The organism is Clostridium sp. BNL1100 (assembly GCF_000244875.1).
GTDB lineage: Bacteria > Bacillota > Clostridia > Acetivibrionales > DSM-1351 > Ruminiclostridium.
This window is the reverse complement of sequence record NC_016791.1, coordinates 2887782-2908638: the sequence shown is the minus strand read 5'-3', so window position 1 is coordinate 2908638 and position 20857 is coordinate 2887782. Positions and strand designations below refer to the sequence as shown.

The window sequence follows — 20857 nt, the reverse complement described above, 5'->3', positions numbered from 1 at the left end:
AGTGAAAAATAAAATACGAATCGCAATATCCAGAATTCTTGTTATGGCCTTTTTCATAACAAATATACTTGTATATTTACCGTCGCTAAGCTTTGCAGCAGGAAATAGTAATGAAAAAGCTGATAAACAAACTGCTGCTATGGTTCACCATGAAAAAACTGAAATTCTGGTTAAATATAAAAGCAGCTCAAATCAGGACAAGGTTAAAAATAACCTGAAAAAGAAAGTAAAGCTCAAGAAGCTGAATTTAAAAAAGAAATATGAAAAAAGTAAGATTGACCTACTGGAGATAGACGCAAAGGATGATATATCCCAAGTAGTTGACGAGTTAAAAAAAGACCCTGATGTTTTGTATGCACAGCCAAACTACAAACTCGACATCATGTCTGCTCCGTCAGCCCCGATGTTTGAACACCAATGGGGTCTTCAGAATAATGGTCAGGAAACAGAGGCGCAGCTCGGAAGATCGGGAGTAGATATAAATGCAATAAATGCATGGAATCTTACTCAGGGCTCTTCCTCTGTTGTAGTAGGACTTTTGGACACGGGTGTGGACATCAGCCACAATGACTTAAAAGACAACATATTTGTAAATGCAAAGGAAATTCCGGGCAATGGCATAGACGATGACAATAACGGATATATAGATGATATTAAAGGATGGGACTTCGTAAATTCAGATAATACCGTATTTGATGATGCAACATTAGACTTTCACGGAACACATGTTGCAGGAATAATTGCAGCAGAAGCAAACAGTGAGGGAATATGCGGTATTGCACCGAAAGTAAAGGTGCTGCCATTAAAATTTATTAACGGAAACTGGGGCTATACCTGTGATGCAATAGATGCAATTGAATATGCAATGAAAATGGGTGTTAAAATAATAAACTGCAGCTTTGGCGGTACCGATGACAATTTTGCACTGAAGGATACTATGGCAAACAGCGGCATCCTGTTCATATGTGCTGCAGGAAACAGAGGAGCGGATGTTGCAGTTTCCCCGGTATATCCCGCATGTTTTGATATTCCGAATGTGTTATCAGTAGCTTCCATAGACAGCAAGGGAGTACTTTCACCCTATTCCAGCTACGGAAACAAAATACATGTAGCGGCTCCTGGAGTGAATATTTTAAGTACTACACCCGGAAACTCATATGATTATTTCACCGGAACATCGGCAGCCGTTCCTTTTGTAACGGGTATTGCAGCGCTTTTGCAAAGTTATGTGCCAAACCTGACAATAACACAGATTTCACAGCGTATAAAAGAAAACGTGGTATCCTGCACAAACCTTAGCGGTAAGGTTTCCTCAGGAGGAAGGGTAGATGCGTATGCAGCCTTGACAAACACAAAACCGGAACCGGATACATATGATGGCCCCGGAAATGACAACAGTACTGTTCCGGCAGGACAACAGGGCGGTAATATTGACACTTGGTACACCATGGATCAGCTTGCAAAAATAAAAGAGAAGCTCCATTACGGGGAATCAGGAGTGAATCCCGCATCAGGAAACTTCTCGGTTACAGTAAACGACATGAGTGTCCCTGCACCCGGTTTTCAGGTAAACATATCACGTACCTACAACTCCAGAAGTGATGTCAGCAAAGAATTTGGCAGAGGCTGGACCTTTGGTTTTACCGGAAGAGTCGAGGGGACGGAGGTAGTTGATGTTTCGCTTCCAAACGGAAGCATTGAGCGATTCAGGCTAAATGGCAATGTATATGAGCCGGAGGAATCCAGAAGTAAATTTGTAAAAAATGCAGACGGTACATATACATTGACTACCCCGGATCAATATAAGTATACCTTTAATACCAACCGTTATCTTGTAAAAATGGAGGACAGAAATGGTAATTCCATAAATATAACTGTTGACGGCAGCGGGAAAATAACCAAAATAACCGACACCGTGGGCAGAGCTTTTACTGTCAGCTACGGAGCAAACGGACTGGTTCAAAAAATTACCGACCCGGAAAACAGGACGGTAGCATACGAGTATGACGCTAATAACAGACTGTCAGTGGTTACAGACCCTATGGGCGGTAAAATGAGGTACTTCTATGATACATGGGGATATCTGAATCAGATACAGGATCATAACCAGAAAATAGTTGAAAAAATAACATATAATCATGCAGAAGGCGAAAACCAGCACAAGGTATCCGAGGCAACAGATTCTCTGGGAGATACAGTAAAATATGCCTATGACATGACAAATAAAAAAACTACCATTACCGATATAAATGGAAGGGTATCCTCCTATTGGTTTGACTCCTCATTTTTTACAACACGTATACAGGAGCCTGACGGAAAATCCAGTTATACTGAATATTTCCAAATTGGAGGCAAAAACAAATATGGTGATGTAAAATCTCAAACGGACCGTAATGGAAATAAAACTCAGTATGAGATTGATGATAGAGGTAATGTAACTAAAATTATCAATCCTGACGGAAGTACCCAACTAAAAGAATATGATGAAAAAAACAATGTAACAAAAGAAGTAGATGAGTGCGGGAAAACAACCTACAATTTGTACGATGAAAACAAGATAAACCTGATAAAGAAGGTACAACCCCTTAACGGGTTAGATGTATACGACGGCACAAGCAATACAGGTTTTGCAATAACCTCCTACCAATATTATACAGGAGAAGAATCGGGTTCATCTGCAAAGGGATTATTAAAAAGTGAAACTGACCCGGAAGGCAATACCACCACATACACCTACAACACTTACGGTGATGTAAAAACCATATCTGACCCGGAGACAGGAAAAGTTACGACTTATGAGTACAACCGCATAGGTTGGAAAACTGCACAAATAACCCCAAAGGGCAACAAAACAGAATTTGCTTACGACAAAAACGGCCAGCTAATCAAAACAAGAACCGTAAGCTCAAAAAATGAAACCCAAAGAACTGTATATGATCTGTTGGGAAGAAAAATACAAGAAATTACTCCAAACCAATATGACAGTACTAAGGACAATATAGAAGCCGATACATACACTGACAATACGGTGGGAACAAGATACGAATACTTTGACAGTGGTAAAATCAAGGAACAAACCAATGCAATAGGCGATAAAACAAGCTACACTTACGATGTATACGGAAACACTCTTACCGAAACAAAACCTAACGGCGCAATTTACAAGTATGAATATGATGTTCTGGACAGACCACTTAAAATTTACTTCAGAGATAATTCATCAGTAGCTGAAGTACTACTTACCCAATATAGTTATACAACTTTGGAGGATGGAAAAACACAAAAAACAGAAACAAAATATCTGAATTCCAAAGACAAGGCTGTTACGGTTTACACCTATGACTTTGCCGACAGACTTGTAGAACAACAGAACCCCGATGGAACCAGGCTCAGAACAATATACAACGCAAACGGAACAATTAACAGGCAGATTGCAGCTAATGGAAGTAGCACATACTTCAAATATGACGGCCTTAACAGGTTGACAGAACAGTGGACCCCCTTTGAAGTATCAAACGGAAACACACTGTACACATACAACAAAACCGAATATGACAAGGCTGGAAGAAAATCTGCGGTGGAATCAGGAAAAGACAAGGTAACCCTGTGGTCAATACCCGATAGCCTTGCAATAACAAACTACCAGTATTACAAAAACGGTAACGTCAGCCAGACAAACGATTCTGAAGGAAGAAAGACAGAATATCTGTATGATGATGACGGAAATGTTGTAAGAGAAAGTATATATACCGATACAACCAATAAGCTTGTAACAGATTATGCATACAATTATCTCGGAAATCTGGAAAAAAAGGAGCAACATGTAAAAACAGGAGACCTTTACGGAAAAGACTTTGACGACACAACGGATACTGTACTTACAACCTCCTACACCTATGACAAGAATGGTAATACAAAAACTGTGACAGCCCCCAACAAAGTAACCACCACCTTTGAATATGATGTACTGGACAGACAGCTGTCCCAAAGTGAACCCGGAGTGGACGAAAAAGGTGAAGCCGTTACAATAACCAATTCCACAACCTACGACTGGGCCGGAAACCCGCTTACAAAAACAGATGCAAAGGGCGGTATTACAAAGTATGAATATAATCAGAGAGGATTACTGATTAAAGTTACAGATGCCCAAAACGGCGTAACAGCGTACGACTACGACCTAGCTGGAAGAAAGATAGCGGAAGTAACACCAAAAAACTATGACAGCACAAAAAGCATTTATGACTTGAACAGGGTTGAATATGTCTATGATGAAATGGACAGAGTACTAGTGAAAAAGGACATATATATAGACCCTGTTACAAACCAATGGGTAACCATATACACAAAAACCTGTAAATATGATAATTCTGGTAATCTTATAAAAGAACTCGATGCAGCGGGGTATGACTCAGGAGTAGGAACAACACCGGGAGAAAAAATAAATTCAGGTTATGGTACCGAGTATACATACAATTTGGCAAACCTGGTAATAACGTCAAAAGACCCGGTTGCAAAGGAACATGATCTTGCATTTACTTCCAGATATGAATATGACGGATTGGCAAGAAAGATATCTGAAACCAATGCAAACAAAGTGGAAACCCGGTACACATACAATGATGCAGGAGATATACTGTCAGTAAGCTTGAAAAAGAATGCTTCGTCTACACCAAAGGTAGTAAAGCATTCTACTTATGACCTTGCAGGCAGAATACTGGCGCAGACTGACGGAAACGGCAATATCACTACATTTGAATATAACTCTCTGGGGAAAGTCAGAAAGACAGTTGCACCGGGAGACAGCACCATACCGTCAATAATGGTAACAAGCCAGTACGACGAAATGGGACAACTAAAGCAACAACTAAACTCAATGGGCAAGGTTGACCTCTATACCTACGATAATCAGGGGAGACAGCTTTCCCATACAGAGAAAAAGTCCGATAATACCCAAGCCATAACTACGTATTCAACCTATGATATAAATGGAAACAAATTCTCGGAAACTGACGGAAATGGCAATGCAAAGACATATAAGTATGACAGTTTAAACAGACTTTTAGCTGTTGAAACAACTGTAGGTGGCAGGGAAAAAACAACTACTTGCACATACGATGCTAACGGAAACAAAACCTCTGAAACTGACTGGCTTGGCAATACAAGCACTAATGTGTATGATCCCTTAAACAGGCTCGTAGAAAAAAGAGATCCCTACACCACAATACAAAAGTTAGAGTACAACAAAAACAGCAAACAGATAAAATCAACAGATGCATTGGGCAACGAAACCCGCTACATATTTGACAAAAACAACAGACTCATTGCAACCATAGACCCTGAGGGCCATACAACAAGCCAGTCCTATGATGATGTAGGCAATATCATAGCCAAAACAAGCGGCAGGAACATTACCACAACATATAGATTCGATGAATTCAACTGGTTGGCAGAGGTAATTAACCCCAAGTCGGAGAAAACGACTTATACCTACGACTTAAACGGAAACAAGTTGACTCAGACCGACGGAAACGGAAATACAACCTCCTATGAATACAACGCTGCAAATAAGGTTATCAGGAAAATAGACCAGGGTGGAAGAATAGGTACACCGGGGAAATATACATATCTGGATGCCAAAACAGAAAAGTACACCTATTTTGCAGACGGCAACATGGAGACAAAGACCGACAGAAACGGAAAACAGACCGTATATTCCTACGATATACATGGTAGACTTACCAGAAAAGCAATAGGAGAAGCAGCAATCGGCTATACCTACGACAACAACGACAATCAACTCACCATAACTGACAAAACGGGGACTACTGCCAGAACCTATGACGAAGAAAACAGAGTAATAACCAAAAAAGCACCGGGCTTCGGTACAACTACCTATACCTATGATAATACTGAGGGTGGAGGCTTATACTTTGAAACTGCTGAGGATTTCAAGCACAACCTAACCAAAAAGGTATATGACAAAGCAGGCAGACTTTACGAGGTGATATCAGACGGAAAGACTACCACATATGAATATTACGGTAACGGCAGTAGAAAAACCGTAACCTACAGTGACGGAGCAAAAGAGGAATATACCTACTACAAGGACGGACTAAATAAAACCCTCACAAACAAAAAAGCAGATGGAACAGTAATTGACACCTACAGTTATACCTATGACGAAGCCCATAACCAGACTTCAAAGACAGACCGAAAAGGCACTACAAGCTATAACTACGACAGTCTCAACAGGCTTGAAAAGGTAACGGAGCCAAACGGCAGGACAACCAACTACACCTTTGACAAGGCAGGAAACAGGCTTACAGAAACCATACTTGCAGGTGCAACTTCTGTAACCACCACATATACCTATAACGAGCAGAACAGACTGGTATCAACAGTAAAGAGAAGCGGCACGGAAACAATAACCGACACATACAGGTTTGACAACAACGGAAACACAGTCTCAAAAACCACAGAAACGGTAAAACCGGTTGCCACATCTACATCAGGTGGCTTCAGTCTGGAAAAGTCAGGTAAGAGTACGGCAAGCAATGTAACCTACTATAAGTTCGATGTCTGGAACCAACTGATAAAAACCACTGCAGGGAAGAAAACAGCAACCTATTCCTATAACGGGGAAGGCTACAGGGTATCCAAGACCGAAAACGAGCGTACCACAAACTACCTGTATGAAGCCGACAAGGTAGTACTGGAAACAGACGTAGAAGGCAACGAGACAGCCAGAAACATATATGGAACAAATCTCCTGACAAGAACTGCACAAAATGATACAATGAACTATATGTACAACGGCCACGGAGACGTAACCGCATTAGTAGGGGAAAACGGAGCAATCCAAGCAACCTACTATTACGATGCCTTCGGGAACATAACAGAGCAGACGGGAGATGTTAACAACAACATAACCTACGCAGGCTACCAGTACGATAAGGAAACAGACCTTTACTACCTGAATGCCCGCTACTATGACAGTAAAACAGCCAGATTCCTAAGTGAGGATACCTATACAGGCGACCCGAATGATCCATTAAGTTTGAATTTGTATACGTATTGTGTTAATAACCCAATTACATATAGTGATCCGACGGGACATTGGCAGGAAAGTGATAAAAATCTAATTCAAAGTGCTAGAATTGCAATATCTCAGCTGACAGATATTTATGTCACAACAAGTGACCCTGAAATAAAGAAAGCGTGTGCAGCACAAGCAGCAGCTATAAGAGGTTGCTCTGACAATATTGCAACGACGCCTCAATATTCTGAGGTTGGGATGTTATATGATCAACAATTAAAAAAAGACGGTTATGTTTCAGCCAGTGATTGGCTAAAAATTAGTAACACGTATAAAAAGGAGTCAACGCAGAGTGCTATAAATGGATTAAAAATTACTGAAAGTCCATATGTCCCAAGTACTTATAAAAATCAAGCTATTAAAGCTACAATGAACACTGTTACTGCTGGAGTTAAAAAATCAACAACACAGACAAAACCTCAAGTCAGCTCCAGTCCTAGTCCGAGAATAACAAATAATGGGAGTACTGTTAATGGGACGGGCAATAGTACAAAAAGTCTATTTTTAAACTCTGATTTTAATTTAAATCCAGAAATACAACAAATGATATCATATTATGATGATATGTATCTATACGCAAAGGTTGCATATGACAATAAAATAATAAAAGACTTTGAGTATAATGCATTAAGTAAATTATGTGAAGAGAAAGCTCAGAATCTAAGAGACGATAATAAAATTAATACAGACGATAGTTTTGCATATGAGGTAATATGCGGTTTAGGTGGATTTATCCCGTATGCTGGTGTTATATTCGATGTATTGGGGGATGCACAACCGGTATATGCTGCTGATTTATCAAGTGTTGCCATTGAGAAAATCTCAGATGCGAAAAACATGGCGGTTATAACATCTGCGATTAGTAGTAATGTTAATATTAAACATACAATATACACATTAGTTGACGAAACAACTGGAGAGGTGAAATATGTTGGTCGAACACGAAATCCAGCTACAAGAAGAATAGCACATAGTTTGAGTTCTGATAAGGGGAATTTGGTATTTAAAGCTGTTGAAGGCTGGACAGATTTGTCATACAATGAGGCTAGAGCAGCAGAACAGATACTTTTTGAGCAATACGGAGGACTAGATAAACTAAAAAACAAGATAAACCCAATGAGCGCAAAAAAGTTTAGTAAATATGTAGATTATGCTTGGGATGTATTAAAAAAATTAAAATAAAGATGGGTGATTATTATGGCAAAACGGGTAAAATATAGGATAGGGGATGTTTTTTCTATACCTTTAGACGATGGAGTTAAAGGCTATGGAAGAATAATTAAAGTTGATAAGCCACTTATATTTATTGAACTTTATAATGAAAAAAGATTAGAAGATTTAAATAATGTTGAGAAATTGAATAATTGTGAGGTGATACTATCTATTTGGTGTGTTGACGGTGGTATTAAAAAGGGTAATTGGGTAATTATTGGGAATATACCCATTGATTCTAATTATAAAATGCCAAATTTTTGGACTAAATCAGATGCAACAGGTAATATCCTACTTTACAAAGCAAGTGATACTTTTGATACCCTCAAAGATGCATTAATAATAAATGAGGATGAAATACAAGATGCACAACCTTATGGTTTGTATGGTGATTCTGCTGTGCAGATAGCGTATTCAAGGGAACTAGCTAAAAAGACAAAATAGTTAAATACATCAACAGTAAACTGACCTAAAGATTTAATGTATAACCAAAAAAAGCAGAAAAACATTATATCTCATTGGAGAATATAGAAACAACCACGATTTCTTACAACACAACTATTATACACCTTAGAGTAACAAGAAATAGTAATGGCTACCAGTTATCTTTTAGTAAAGAACAGATATTTTTCATATAATTCACATTGTCAAATGAAAAAAGTATTAACCGGTTTTATAGAACGGTTGTCTACAAGATGACCGTCTTTTTTCTTTTTATCCGTGATTTTATAATAATAATATTGTCAGGATTCCGCCTAACTCTTAACCTAATATAATTTACCAATGTCTACGATCCTTTAAACAGGCTCATAGAAAAAAGAGACCCTTACACTACCATACAAAAGTTAGAATACAACAAAAACAGTAAACAGATAAAATCAACAGATGCATTGGGCAACGAAACCCGCTACATATATGACAAAAACAACAGACTCATTGCAACCATAGACCCTGAGGGCCATACAACAAGCCAGTCCTATGATGATGTAGGCAATATCATAGCCAAAACAAACGGCAGGAACATTACCACAACATATAGATTCGATGAATTCAACAGGTTGGCAGAGGTAATTAACCCAAAGTCGGAGAAAACGACCTATACCTACGACTTAAACGGAAACAAGCTGACCCAGACCGACGGAAACGGAAATACAACCTCCTATGAATACAACGCTGCAAATAAGGTTATCAGGAAAATAGACCAGGGTGGAAGAATAGGTACACCGGGGAAATATACATATCTGGATGCCAAAACAGAAAAGTACACCTATTTTGCAGACGGCAGCATGGAGACAAAGACCGACAGAAACGGAAAACAGACCGTATATTCCTACGATATACATGGTAGACTTACCAGAAAAGCAATAGGAGAAGCAGCAATCGGCTATTCCTACGACAACAACGACAATCAACTCACCATAACTGACAAAACGGGGACTACTGCCAGAACCTATGACGAAGAAAACAGAGTAATAACCAAAAAAGCACCGGGCTTCGGTACAACTACCTATACCTATGATAATACTGAGGGTGGAGGCTTATACTTTGAAACTGCTGAGGATTTCAAGCACGACCTAACCAAAAAGGTATATGACAAAGCAGGCAGACTTTACGAGGTGATATCAGACGGAAAGACTACCACATATGAATATTACGGTAACGGCAGTAGAAAAACCGTAACCTACAGTGACGGAGCAAAAGAGGAATATACCTACTACAAGGACGGACTGAATAAAACCCTCACAAACAAAAAAGCAGATGGAACAGTAATTGACACCTACAGTTATACCTATGACGAAGCCCATAACCAGACTTCAAAGACAGACCGAAAAGGCACTACAAGCTATAACTACGACAGTCTCAACAGGCTTGAAAAGGTAACGGAGCCAAACGGCAGGACAACCAACTACACCTTTGACAAGGCAGGAAACAGGCTTACAGAAACCATACTTGCAGGTGCAACTTCTGTAACCACCATATATACCTATAACGAGCAGAACAGACTGGTATCAACAGTAAAGAGAAGCGGCACGGAAACAATAACCGACACATACAGGTTTGACAACAACGGAAACACAGTCTCAAAAACCACAGAAACGGTAAAACCGGTTGCCACATCTACATCAGGTGGCTTCAGTCTGGAAAAGTCAGGTAAGAGTACGGCAAGCAATGTAACCTACTATAAGTTCGATGTCTGGAACCAACTGATAAAAACCACTGCAGGGAAGAAAACAGCAACCTATTCCTATAACGGGGAAGGCTACAGGGTATCCAAGACCGAAAACGAGCGTACCACAAACTACCTGTATGAAGCCGACAAGGTAGTACTGGAAACAGACGTAGAAGGCAACGAGACAGCCAGAAACATATATGGAACAAATCTCCTGACAAGAACTGCACAAAATGATACAATGAACTATATGTACAACGGTCACGGAGACGTAACCTCACTAATAGGGGAAAATGGAGCAATCCAAGCAACCTACTATTACGATGCCTTCGGGAACATAACAGAGCAGACGGGAGATGTTAACAACAGCGTAACCTACGCAGGCTACCAGTACGACAAAGAGACAGACCTTTACTACCTGAATGCCCGCTACTATGACAGCAAAACAGCCAGATTCCTAAGTGAGGATACTTATACAGGTGAGGAAAATGATCCGTTGAGCTTGAATTTGTATACGTATTGTGCGAATGAGCCGGTGATGTATGTTGACCCGAGTGGACATAGGACACTGGAGCAGGGGATGAGCGGCGACGATGTAATGGATTTGCAGATAAAGTTAAGTAAACTAGGTTATACAGGCGAAAACGGAAACACATTTAAACCGACTGGTTATTTTGGTACGGATACTTTAGCTGCACTGAATAAATATAAGGATAAAATCCTTCCCGCGGGAAATAGAGGAAGTAATAGAGGGTTAGCCGGAGAAACAACTTTAGCATATCTTAATTATTCATATAATATGCAGTATGCAAACAGTTTAATCGAAAGTAATTCAAGAGCATATGCAACAAATAATGCAAAGTATACGTTTAATCAACAGATATCAAATGTGAAGAGTTCCAATTCACCGAATAAACCTGTTGCACCAAAACCAAGCACCAATAGGGGAACAACAGTGAATTCAAAAGGTTCCGGAGAATCTGCATCGAATAATATCTATTTATCTAATCTTAAACCTGATGATGTAACAAGAGATATTGCTAAATGGTTAATAGGAAACCCGATTAATGCGTTTGCGACTCAACATCCATACATTACGAAAGCCCTCACGGGAGTGGATGTATTAGCACTATTTTATGCAGGTGGATTTGTCATGGATGGTGATGGCGTTTACCATGCTAGACAGGAATGGTCAATTCAGAGCTTTAAGTATTCAGGGTATAATGATTTTTATGATACTGTTTTTCATTACGCTACAAGTATGGAAAAAGCTAAATTCCCATTTAGTGATGATAAAGGTAACGATTACATTTTGTGGGCATGGAAAGGGGATTATTTGAATTTAGGTGCAGGAGCTGAAATGGGTATATATAAAAACATGGATGTTAATGGTAACCCTACGAAACATTGGCTTATCGACCAAAGTCTTGCTATGCCAATGACATTAACATTAGACTATAACAGAAAACAAATAATATCTTATGATCCCAAGAAAGTTGATCCCCAAATTACTGATCCACTACGCGAAAGCACAGATAAATGGTGGGTGACGGGCTTTAATCCGGATTATCAAGACGTAAAAGCCAGCCAGCTAACAGCTACTTACACAGCAACATTCAATACCCAAGCCATGTATGATGATTTTTTCAAAAAATATGGTCAAGGTATAGATAAGGACAGTAGATGGTCGTTCGACCCTAAAACGAATACAGCTAAGTTCAAATTTTAAGGAAGGAGATGTTATCTATGAGCAAAAAAATTATATTGATCTTATTTGTACTTGTAAGTTTACTGCTGTTTAGCTCGTGTGATAAAATCGGAGGAGTTAGCGGAGGGGGAATAATTGGGAGCGAAGAGAAACAAGCTGATGCACGAATCGAACAAATAATCTCAGCGATTAAGGACAAAGACAGAGAATCATTAAAATCATTGTTTTCAAAGAAAGCCTTAGACGAATCCGATGATTTTGATAACGGTGTTGATTATTTATTCAAACTTTTACAAGGCAAAGTTAATACTTGGGAAAGAGATGGTTGGTCTTCTGACGAATCAATAGAGGATGGTAAAAAATCCTTGATGATTCGATTCTCTTTTGATGTAAAAACGGATAAAGATACGTATCATTTTTTCGTGATTGATTACAACACGGATAATATAAATCCTGATAATCAGGGGGTTTATATGTTGGAATTAATAAAATTTACAGATGAGAAAGATTTAGAATCGTGGCAGGATAGAATGCGCGCTGGGTTATATATACATTAACCAGAATAAAACTATTAACAACAGCCACTAACGGCTTAGACGTAGGCTGTTGGTTGCTAAAATTGTATCCTGTAATGAATATGTGGTAATATTTGCCACATAACTTACAATATAACTACAAATGGATGCACAATTTGAACCACTAGCATCACACAAAAAACAAACAACTCACTCTGCAGGACATAAAACTGGGCGGGGAATTGACTTTCGTTGATCGCAAATGAGCCTGCTGCGCGGAATAGACAAAACCCATACTTGAGTTATAGGCCTTGATGGCTTAACTGCTGTCAAGGCATTTCTTTTGCTTGTTTTCTTTTTGAAACAATAATGTTACATGTCAAGTGTCACTAAATATTGACTCAGACCGACGGAAACGGAAATACAACCTCCTATGAATACAACGCTGCAAATAAGGTTATCAGGAAAATAGACCAGGGTGGAAGAATAGGTACACCGGGGAAATATACATATCTGGATGCCAAAACAGAAAAGTACACCTATTTTGCAGACGGCAACATGGAGACAAAGACCGACAGAAACGGAAAACAGACCGTATATTCCTACGATATACATGGTAGACTTACCAGAAAAGCAATAGGAGAAGCAGCAATCAGCTATACCTATGACAACAACGACAATCAACTCACCATAACTGACAAAACGGGGACTACTGCCAGAACCTATGACGAAGAAAACAGAGTAATAACCAAAAAAGCACCGGGCTTCGGTACAACTACCTATACCTATGATAATACTGAGGGTGGAGGCTTATACTTTGAAACTGCTGAGGATTTCAAGCACAACCTAACCAAAAAGGTATATGACAAAGCAGGCAGACTTTACGAGGTGATATCAGACGGAAAGACTACCACATATGAATATTACGGTAACGGCAGTAGAAAAACCGTAACCTACAGTGACGGAGCAAAAGAGGAATATACCTACTACAAGGACGGACTAAATAAAACCCTCACAAACAAAAAAGCAGATGGAACAGTAATTGACACCTACAGTTATACCTATGACGAAGCCCATAACCAGACTTCAAAGACAGACCGAAAAGGCACTACAAGCTATAACTACGACAGTCTCAACGGGCTTGAAAAGGTAACGGAGCCAAACGGCAGGACAACCAACTACACCTTTGACAAGGCAGGAAACAGGCTTACAGAAACCATACTTGCAGGTGCAACTTCTGTAACCACCATATATACCTATAACGAGCAGAACAGACTGGTATCAACAGTAAAGAGAAGCGGCACGGAAACAATAACCGACACATACAGGTTTGACAACAACGGAAACACAGTCTCAAAAACCAAAGAAACGGTAAAACCGGTTGCCACATCTACATCAGGTGGCTTCAGTCTGGAAAAGTCAGGTAAGAGTACGGCAAGCAATGTAACCTACTATAAGTTCGATGTCTGGAACCAACTGATAAAAACCACTGCAGGGAAGAAAACAGCAACCTATTCCTATAACGGGGAAGGCTACCGGGTATCCAAGACCGAAAACGAGCGTACCACAAACTACCTGTATGAAGCCGACAAGGTAGTACTGGAAACAGACGTAGAAGGCAACGAGACAGCCAGAAACATATATGGAACAAATCTCCTGACAAGAACTGCACAAAATGATACAACGAACTATATGTACAACGGCCACGGAGACGTAACCGCATTAGTAGGGGAAAACGGAGCAATCCAAGCAACCTACTATTACGATGCCTTCGGGAACATAACAGAGCAGACGGGAGATGTTAACAACAACATAACCTACGCAGGCTACAAGTACGACAAAGAGACAGACCTTTACTACCTGAATGCCCGCTACTATGACAGTAAAACAGCCAGATTCCTAAGTGAGGATACTTATACAGGTGATGAAAATGATCCGTTGAGCTTGAATTTGTATACGTATTGTGCGAATGAGCCGGTGATGTATGTTGACCCCACAGGGCATGCATCTGCTAATATTAATGTTGGAGGTATCCCAGTTGGGAATGCTCAAGTTAACAATGGAAGGTCTACGGGTAATTTGACAGACATTGTTAAGGGATTAGGAGGTACAACTAAGGCTACAACTACAAACGGTGTATACACAGTTACAATACCGAATGCTGATACAGGTAAAGATGTAAAAATTACGCTAAATACCAATACAAAGGCTGCTTATGATCTAAATGGAAACAAACTATTTGATGTTACAATAACTAATAATAAGACGCAAGTTGGAGTTAGCCAAATGGCTAAAATTGCTGGAGTTAATGATACTGTTAGTTGGTGGAATGGTTCTAATAAGCAAACAAATGTGGTTGTTCAACCAGATATGAATGGAGCTGCTATACAGGTAACTAGGTCGGGGAATAATATAAATATAAAAGCTTACGTAAATTTCACAGGTGGTTCAAATGACATTTTTCAAAAAACCAATTATACATATGCAGAGGTAGCTGCCGCGGGTATACTTGATCAATGGAATAAATCATTTACTGGTACTTATTATGATTTTGGAATAAATAACAATGTATCAGTAAAAACAACAATATACAGTAATGATACGAGTAAAAATAATTTATGGGAAAAAGCACCTAGTTACCAGAAGAACTTCTTGGAAATTTATATAGATAATAGTAATCCAACTACAATCTTTGGCATAAAGAAAAAATCACATGTACCACATATGGATGGAGGACAAGAAAAATGGTCCGTAAGTAATAAGAAGAAAATTACAATGTATAGAAGTTGGGGAGGAGATCCTAATGAATACGGTCAAAAAGGGTATGCACATACAGTTGCACACGAATTTGGACATGTATTAGGAATAGGAGATGCTTATGGAGATAAAGACAAAGGGAGAACTGCTGCAAAAAATACATTGGAGGTACCTATTGGTAATTGGTTGGAAGATGATATAATGTCAAGCAATGGCAAAGTAAATGCTAACGATGTTGAAATGGTGTGGGAGGCATGGAGTTCAAATAAATGGCAATATTTCACTGATTACAAATGACATAAAAAATCATCAGTTATTAAGTTAAAATAGAAAGGAGACTTAAAATGAGAATTAATAAAAAAATAATAAAATATTCAATTATACTATTGCTTATAACTATTGTAGGAATTATTCTTGTTATAAATTTTAAGAACCAGGAAGTATTGTCAAACGAAAAGATAATTAATATATACAAAGAAAATAAAAAATCTTTTATTAAAGTAAAGGAAGATATAGAGCAAAATACCAGTGAAAAATTGAATAAAGAGGTTCAATACAATGAATTAGCAAAACAGACTAATATAATTAGAGTTGATTTTAATAGGGGTGAAGGTGAAATTTGGTTTATAATGCAAGAGGACGAACAAGAAAAAGGAATTGTTTATATAAAAAGTGACCTTCGACCTGAAGTTGACCCAGGGATGGGTCAATGTGAACGGATTGAAAAGGATTGGTTTTATTATGTTATAAACCGTACATAAAGATAATACTTGCTAAAAAATCAATTTATCTTAGGGCAAGTTGAGTGAATTAACAAAATAAGTAACATTCAATGTTACTTTACGCTACTACTGTCCTTTAGGCGTTGATAGTAAGTAAAGAGATAATAAAGAAAGTAAGCCCCCCCGGCCTAGCCGGGGGGGCTTACTTTCCTTACTCAACTCAAAATACTACTGCACACCAATAGTTGAATCCCAATAGGAGCACCCGTACAAATTCTGTGTCTCTCCATCAGCCCCTAGTGTATAGAGTTCAAAGAAAACATAGAAATTTTTCTGTACCACACTTAGCTACTTTTGAGCCCAGACTGATGGAATCCAGTGCAACATTTTAGAGGTAATCCGTTAGGAGAAGAAGCATCGGATTTCACAGAGTAGATTTCTTGCTAAGGCGAGGTTATACAGCAGTTATAAAAGGGTCCCATTGTATAACGTGTGTACCGTTTATAAGAAGCTTAATTTGATATGTTGAGGTTCCCTGATTAAATGCACGACCCATCCAGTATGTATTGTCATCTGATGCAGGCTGAGGACTTCCTTCACCGCCGAATACATTTCCGCTTGAAACCTGGAATCCTGCTATGGACACTGTATCCTGAGTATCAGGATCAATAGGGTTAACCAGCCATGAAACATAATCTCCCGCAAAGCATCTTGTGCTAAGTTCCAGAGTGCCTTCATTAGCACTTCCGACTTCGGCGCGATTATCTATCATAAATATTCCTCTTGTATCCCCGCTTAGTACTCTTGAAGTATCAACTGTTATTACTATCTTGGTTTGCGCTCTTATTTGGGCTTTTAAAACAATAGTTTCAGTCATTTTTTGTGACCTCCTTTATTTAAAAAATATTATCCGTTAACATTCAGAACAGGATTAATTTTTAATGTTACAGGGTTTTTGTTGCTTTCAGTGATAATTATATTGATTGGTGTCTGATTGCTTCCCTGATTTTCTGCTCTTCCTACCCAAACTGTGTTTGTAGTATCTGAGGCCTTTGGGCTTCCGCCGTATCCCCAAGCAAGTGACTGATCGAAGCTTGTAATAGCAACTGAATCGTGAGTATCGGGATCAATCGGTAAAATTCTCCAGCATATGTAGTCATTAGTGTTGCAATATGTATCCAGACCGGCGGTCCCCTCGTTATAGCTTTTAGGAGCCCTGTTATCAACCATATAGATTCCTTGGGTTGAACCTGTTCTTGCTTTGGCAGTATCGACGTAAATAACAATTTTTACATTACAATCCGATGGGGATGGTGTTAAAGCTTGTGTCATTTTAAACTCTCCTTTCAGTATTTGACTAAATTGTCATAAATGATATCATTTGTTGAGCTAATTATATGTCATTATATGTGACGTGTCAAGAAATATTTTCCATTAATTTTAGCGTGCTACAAGCAGTTATTGTGTAGCAATAATGACATTTATAATATACAACTAATTCAAAAATATTGCATAACAAATGTCATAAATAATGAAAAAATGATTGCTTAAAAAACTAATTTGTATTATTATTTGAATTATTAAAGAAGATTTTTCTATATTTTTAGTTGGTAAAATGTCAGAATACGGTATAATAATTAAATAAAGTATGGCAGTGAGGAGGCCGATATGGAAGAACAATTCAAAATAATTATTATTGATGATGAACAGGGAGTTATTGATGCAATAAAAGCAAATCTTTCGTCCGAATATTTGGTTGATGGGTTTGTGACTTCAAAGGAAGGCATTGATGCAATAAGGGAAAATAATTACGACCTCTTGATTTTAGACTATTTTATTGATTCCATGAATGGAAAACAAATAACCGAAAAGATAAGAAAAACAGATGACGAGCTTTACATTATGCTTCTTACCGGAAGGGCTGAAGAAGCTCCGGGTTTGGAAACACTCAAAAATCTTGATATTCAAATGTATTGCGAAAAGTCAGCAAATTTTGAAGAAATACTAATTATGATTGAATCAGCAAGAAAATCCGTAGAACATTCAAGAAAAGAAGGAAGCTTCGGTATTCGTCTAAAAAGACTGAGAAGAATCCATAACATTAGTCAGGAAGATTTAGGTAAAGTTTTAGGAGTAGGTCGTACAGCCATAGCTAACTGGGAAACCAATCAAACTGAGCCTACAGGGGAAAACATTAAAAAACTGGCAGAACTTTTTAGAGTAACAACAGACTATTTACTTTGCTATAAGGCTAATTTCGGAGATACCCCTAATCTGGCAAAAAAATAGAGGTATGCTTTTATGCTTGAAACAATAACAAAAATCTTAATCTATTTATTTTCTGCAGGAGTACATTTAGTACTACTAATCAGAATAAAAAGTATAAAATATTCAAGGCAGCTGCATCGTATCTGTGCCTTGAATATTTTAATCCTCTTTATGTGGACTATACTTGCATTGTCAAATATTATCATAGACACTATTACCGGTTATAGGATATGCAACATATACTTTGCAGGTTCAATCTGTGTATTTTTTCTCCCGGCAACTCTCATTATGCTTTGCATACTCCTTGTAAAGAACAAAATCAGTTCTATTGCAACTTATATCCTAATCTGCATACCGCCTGTTACAAGTACTATAATGCTTGTTACCAATAGTTTTCATAAGCTTTTTATAAAGGAAATTTCGGCAGATGTTAAGACAATGGTATTCGGAAGCTATTACTATGTTCATTGTACCTGGCAGTTGATTTATGCCACTTTTGCGGTTTTATACCTTATATATTTCTGCCTGAAATACACAAACTGCCTTACAAGGCAAATACTCCTTGTAGTTTCGGGTATAATTATGCCTATAGCAGTGGATTATGTGGTATACCTAAACTATTTTTCAAATCTTCCTATTTCATTGCCCGATAGTATACATACATTGAGCTATTGCTTTACAACGGTTTGCTTATCAGTTGCAATAAGGAAATATAGGTTTCTTGATACACTTCCTATTGCAATAAGGAGTATTGTAGACTACATAAGTGATTCATTTGTAGTTATAGACTATAAAAACAACATTCTGGAAATGAACAAGAACTTTAAAACCGAGTTTGGCTCAATAATAAAGCAAAATGAGAATGATTTTTATAAAGTCATGCAGGATGACAATTTTCATAATCTCAAAAATCAAATATCCCAAATTACTGCCAACAAGGGAGGAACACACCAGAATACCAAAATTGAGCAGGAATTCATAATAAATAATGTCCGGCGTTACTTTGAAATTGAAATTATACATGTATATGCTCATGAGCAATATATTGCAATACTTATTTTATTCCATGACATGACAGAGCATATGCAGGTAATAAAGCTCATGGAAGAGAACGCAAAACAAATGATTGAAAAGGCACGACTGGTATCGTTGCATAATCTTATAGGTGGTATTTCTCATAATATGAAATCTCCGCTGATGTCATCATCGGGAGGTATTCTTGCTCTTAAAAACCATACCCGCAAGATAGAGAGCCTAATAACTGACATGAATAATAATGGGGAATACACTGAATATCTGGATATTGTATCTGACATGAGAAAGTGGGAGGACTCTATAAAAAATTACCTTGTTTATATGTCAGATATAATTACCGCAGTTAAAGAACAGGCGGCCAGTATGATTGGAAACCAGAATAAAAGATTTGAAGTTAAGGAGTTATTCTCAAAGCTTACACTATTGTTGGATTTTGAGTTAAAAAAGTCCAATTGTAGTTTAAACAGCATTTTAAATGTTAATGAGGATACTTGTATAGAAGGAGACATTTCTTCATTGACTCAAATTCTGGGCAACGCAGTAATAAATGCGACACAGGCATATAGCGAAGGTGGCGTAATCAATTTGCAAGCCGAGAGGAAGCCGGAAGGTGTTCTATTTACAATACAGGATTTCGGAAAGGGAATTCCATCAGAGATAAAGAATAGAATTTTCAATGAAATGGTTACAACTAAAGGCAAAGATGGCTCAGGTCTCGGACTTTATTTTGCAAATATTGCCGTTAAAAGTCAATTTAGGGGTTCCATATCCATTGAGTCGGAAGAAGGCAAAGGAACTACAGTATTTATAACAGTTCCCATAAAAACGGCTAATTGATAAATCTTATAAAATTTGCTATAATTATACAAAATTTATAGTTTTTTTTAAGGGAGGAACAATTTATGTCTTTTATGGGAGCAAGGGTAGTTGTTAAAGCAAGTAATGGCGAATACCTATGTATCAAGGAAAGCGATGCCTTATTAACATCCGGTATGTATGATGAAACAAGGAATGATATTATATTTACTGTGCCGGCGGCACTGAGCGGTGCATACATACAAACACATACCAGAGATTTGCTCAGTATTGCTGATGATGGACTGCTAAGAATTAAATCCAACAAGGAAAGTATTACTAATAACGAAACGTTCGATTTTATTTGCCTTGGTATGAACAAGGTTGCAATAAGGGCACATAACGGAAAGTTTGTAAGCTATCAGAAAGATAATAATAGAAAGTTATATGCGGCAAGTGACACAATAGGCCCTAATGAAGTCTTTGAGGTTATAGTGATTTTCAGATAGCATAGAAGAATTAATAAGCATAGCAGCCGAATCAAAATGTTTTCTCGGTTGTTATGCTTATTGAGAAGTT

11 protein-coding genes and 1 pseudogene are annotated in these 20857 nt (G+C 38.1%); 10 read left to right on the top strand and 2 right to left on the bottom strand.

All coding sequences use genetic code 11. From position 1 onward, the window contains the following. Position 1: 1 nt before the first annotated feature. The 7 genes and pseudogenes from CLO1100_RS12350 (at position 2) to CLO1100_RS12325 (ending at position 16219) form a co-directional block, all read left to right on the top strand. Entirely contained in the window at positions 2 to 8278 is an 8277-nt protein-coding gene (locus CLO1100_RS12350) for a S8 family serine peptidase (protein WP_014314086.1), read from the top strand. 15 nt (positions 8279 to 8293) lie between these two features. Further along, a complete protein-coding gene (locus CLO1100_RS12345; RefSeq protein ID WP_014314085.1) occupies positions 8294 to 8752 on the top strand; it encodes an Imm26 family immunity protein in 459 nt (152 codons plus the stop codon). A 356-nt stretch (positions 8753 to 9108) separates the two neighbouring features. After that, positions 9109 to 9507 (top strand): annotated as a pseudogene (locus CLO1100_RS21265) (hypothetical protein); the annotation flags it as partial. 87 nt (positions 9508 to 9594) lie between these two features. Then, complete coding sequence (locus CLO1100_RS12340) at positions 9595 to 12207, top strand: RHS repeat-associated core domain-containing protein (RefSeq protein WP_278244411.1); 2613 nt, start codon at positions 9595 to 9597, stop codon at positions 12205 to 12207. Positions 12208 to 12224: 17 nt separating this feature from the next. Further along, positions 12225 to 12743, top strand: a complete 519-nt coding sequence (locus CLO1100_RS12335; protein WP_014314083.1) for a DUF5104 domain-containing protein — start codon at positions 12225 to 12227, stop codon at positions 12741 to 12743. Between the two features lie 354 nt (positions 12744 to 13097). Next, positions 13098 to 15755: an RHS repeat-associated core domain-containing protein gene (locus tag CLO1100_RS21095; protein ID WP_014314082.1), complete on the top strand. Its 2658-nt coding sequence runs from the start codon at positions 13098 to 13100 to the stop codon at positions 15753 to 15755. Between the two features lie 47 nt (positions 15756 to 15802). Next, positions 15803 to 16219: a hypothetical protein gene (locus CLO1100_RS12325; protein WP_014314081.1), complete on the top strand. Its 417-nt coding sequence runs from the start codon at positions 15803 to 15805 to the stop codon at positions 16217 to 16219. Positions 16220 to 16634: 415 nt separating this feature from the next. Here CLO1100_RS12325 and CLO1100_RS12320 read toward each other — a convergent pair whose 3' ends face one another. Both CLO1100_RS12320 and CLO1100_RS12315 read right to left on the bottom strand, forming a co-directional pair. Beyond that, a complete protein-coding gene (locus CLO1100_RS12320) occupies positions 16635 to 17057 on the bottom strand; it encodes a hypothetical protein (RefSeq protein WP_014314080.1) in 423 nt (140 codons plus the stop codon). Between the two features lie 29 nt (positions 17058 to 17086). Continuing rightward, positions 17087 to 17512, bottom strand: coding sequence for a hypothetical protein (locus tag CLO1100_RS12315; RefSeq protein ID WP_014314079.1), 426 nt, complete (start codon positions 17510 to 17512; stop codon positions 17087 to 17089). A gap of 336 nt (positions 17513 to 17848) precedes the next feature. Here CLO1100_RS12315 and CLO1100_RS12310 point away from each other — a divergent pair, with 336 nt between their 5' ends. The 3 genes from CLO1100_RS12310 to CLO1100_RS12300 all read left to right on the top strand — a co-directional run bounded on the left by CLO1100_RS12310 (position 17849) and on the right by CLO1100_RS12300 (position 20787). Then, positions 17849 to 18469, top strand: a complete 621-nt coding sequence (locus CLO1100_RS12310) for a helix-turn-helix domain-containing protein (protein WP_014314078.1) — start codon at positions 17849 to 17851, stop codon at positions 18467 to 18469. A 12-nt stretch (positions 18470 to 18481) separates the two neighbouring features. After that, positions 18482 to 20320, top strand: a complete 1839-nt coding sequence (locus tag CLO1100_RS12305) for an ATP-binding protein (protein WP_014314077.1) — start codon at positions 18482 to 18484, stop codon at positions 20318 to 20320. A 65-nt stretch (positions 20321 to 20385) separates the two neighbouring features. Next, positions 20386 to 20787 (top strand): fasciclin, encoded by a 402-nt coding sequence (locus tag CLO1100_RS12300; RefSeq protein WP_014314076.1) that lies wholly within the window; start codon positions 20386 to 20388, stop codon positions 20785 to 20787. Positions 20788 to 20857: the final 70 nt, after the last annotated feature.

What these genes read in the sequence shown, in the direction of transcription:
- CLO1100_RS12345 (WP_014314085.1), top strand. Translation starts at nt 8,294, where the DNA reads ATGGCAAAACGGGTAAAATATAGGATAGGGGATGTTTTTTCTATACCT.
- CLO1100_RS12340 (WP_278244411.1), top strand. Translation starts at nt 9,595, where the DNA reads ATGGAGACAAAGACCGACAGAAACGGAAAACAGACCGTATATTCCTAC.
- CLO1100_RS12335 (WP_014314083.1), top strand. Translation starts at nt 12,225, where the DNA reads ATGAGCAAAAAAATTATATTGATCTTATTTGTACTTGTAAGTTTACTG.
- CLO1100_RS12325 (WP_014314081.1), top strand. Translation starts at nt 15,803, where the DNA reads ATGAGAATTAATAAAAAAATAATAAAATATTCAATTATACTATTGCTT.
- CLO1100_RS12320 (WP_014314080.1), bottom strand. Translation starts at nt 17,057, where the DNA reads ATGACTGAAACTATTGTTTTAAAAGCCCAAATAAGAGCGCAAACCAAG.
- CLO1100_RS12315 (WP_014314079.1), bottom strand. Translation starts at nt 17,512, where the DNA reads ATGACACAAGCTTTAACACCATCCCCATCGGATTGTAATGTAAAAATT.
- CLO1100_RS12310 (WP_014314078.1), top strand. Translation starts at nt 17,849, where the DNA reads ATGGAAGAACAATTCAAAATAATTATTATTGATGATGAACAGGGAGTT.
- CLO1100_RS12305 (WP_014314077.1), top strand. Translation starts at nt 18,482, where the DNA reads ATGCTTGAAACAATAACAAAAATCTTAATCTATTTATTTTCTGCAGGA.
- CLO1100_RS12300 (WP_014314076.1), top strand. Translation starts at nt 20,386, where the DNA reads ATGTCTTTTATGGGAGCAAGGGTAGTTGTTAAAGCAAGTAATGGCGAA.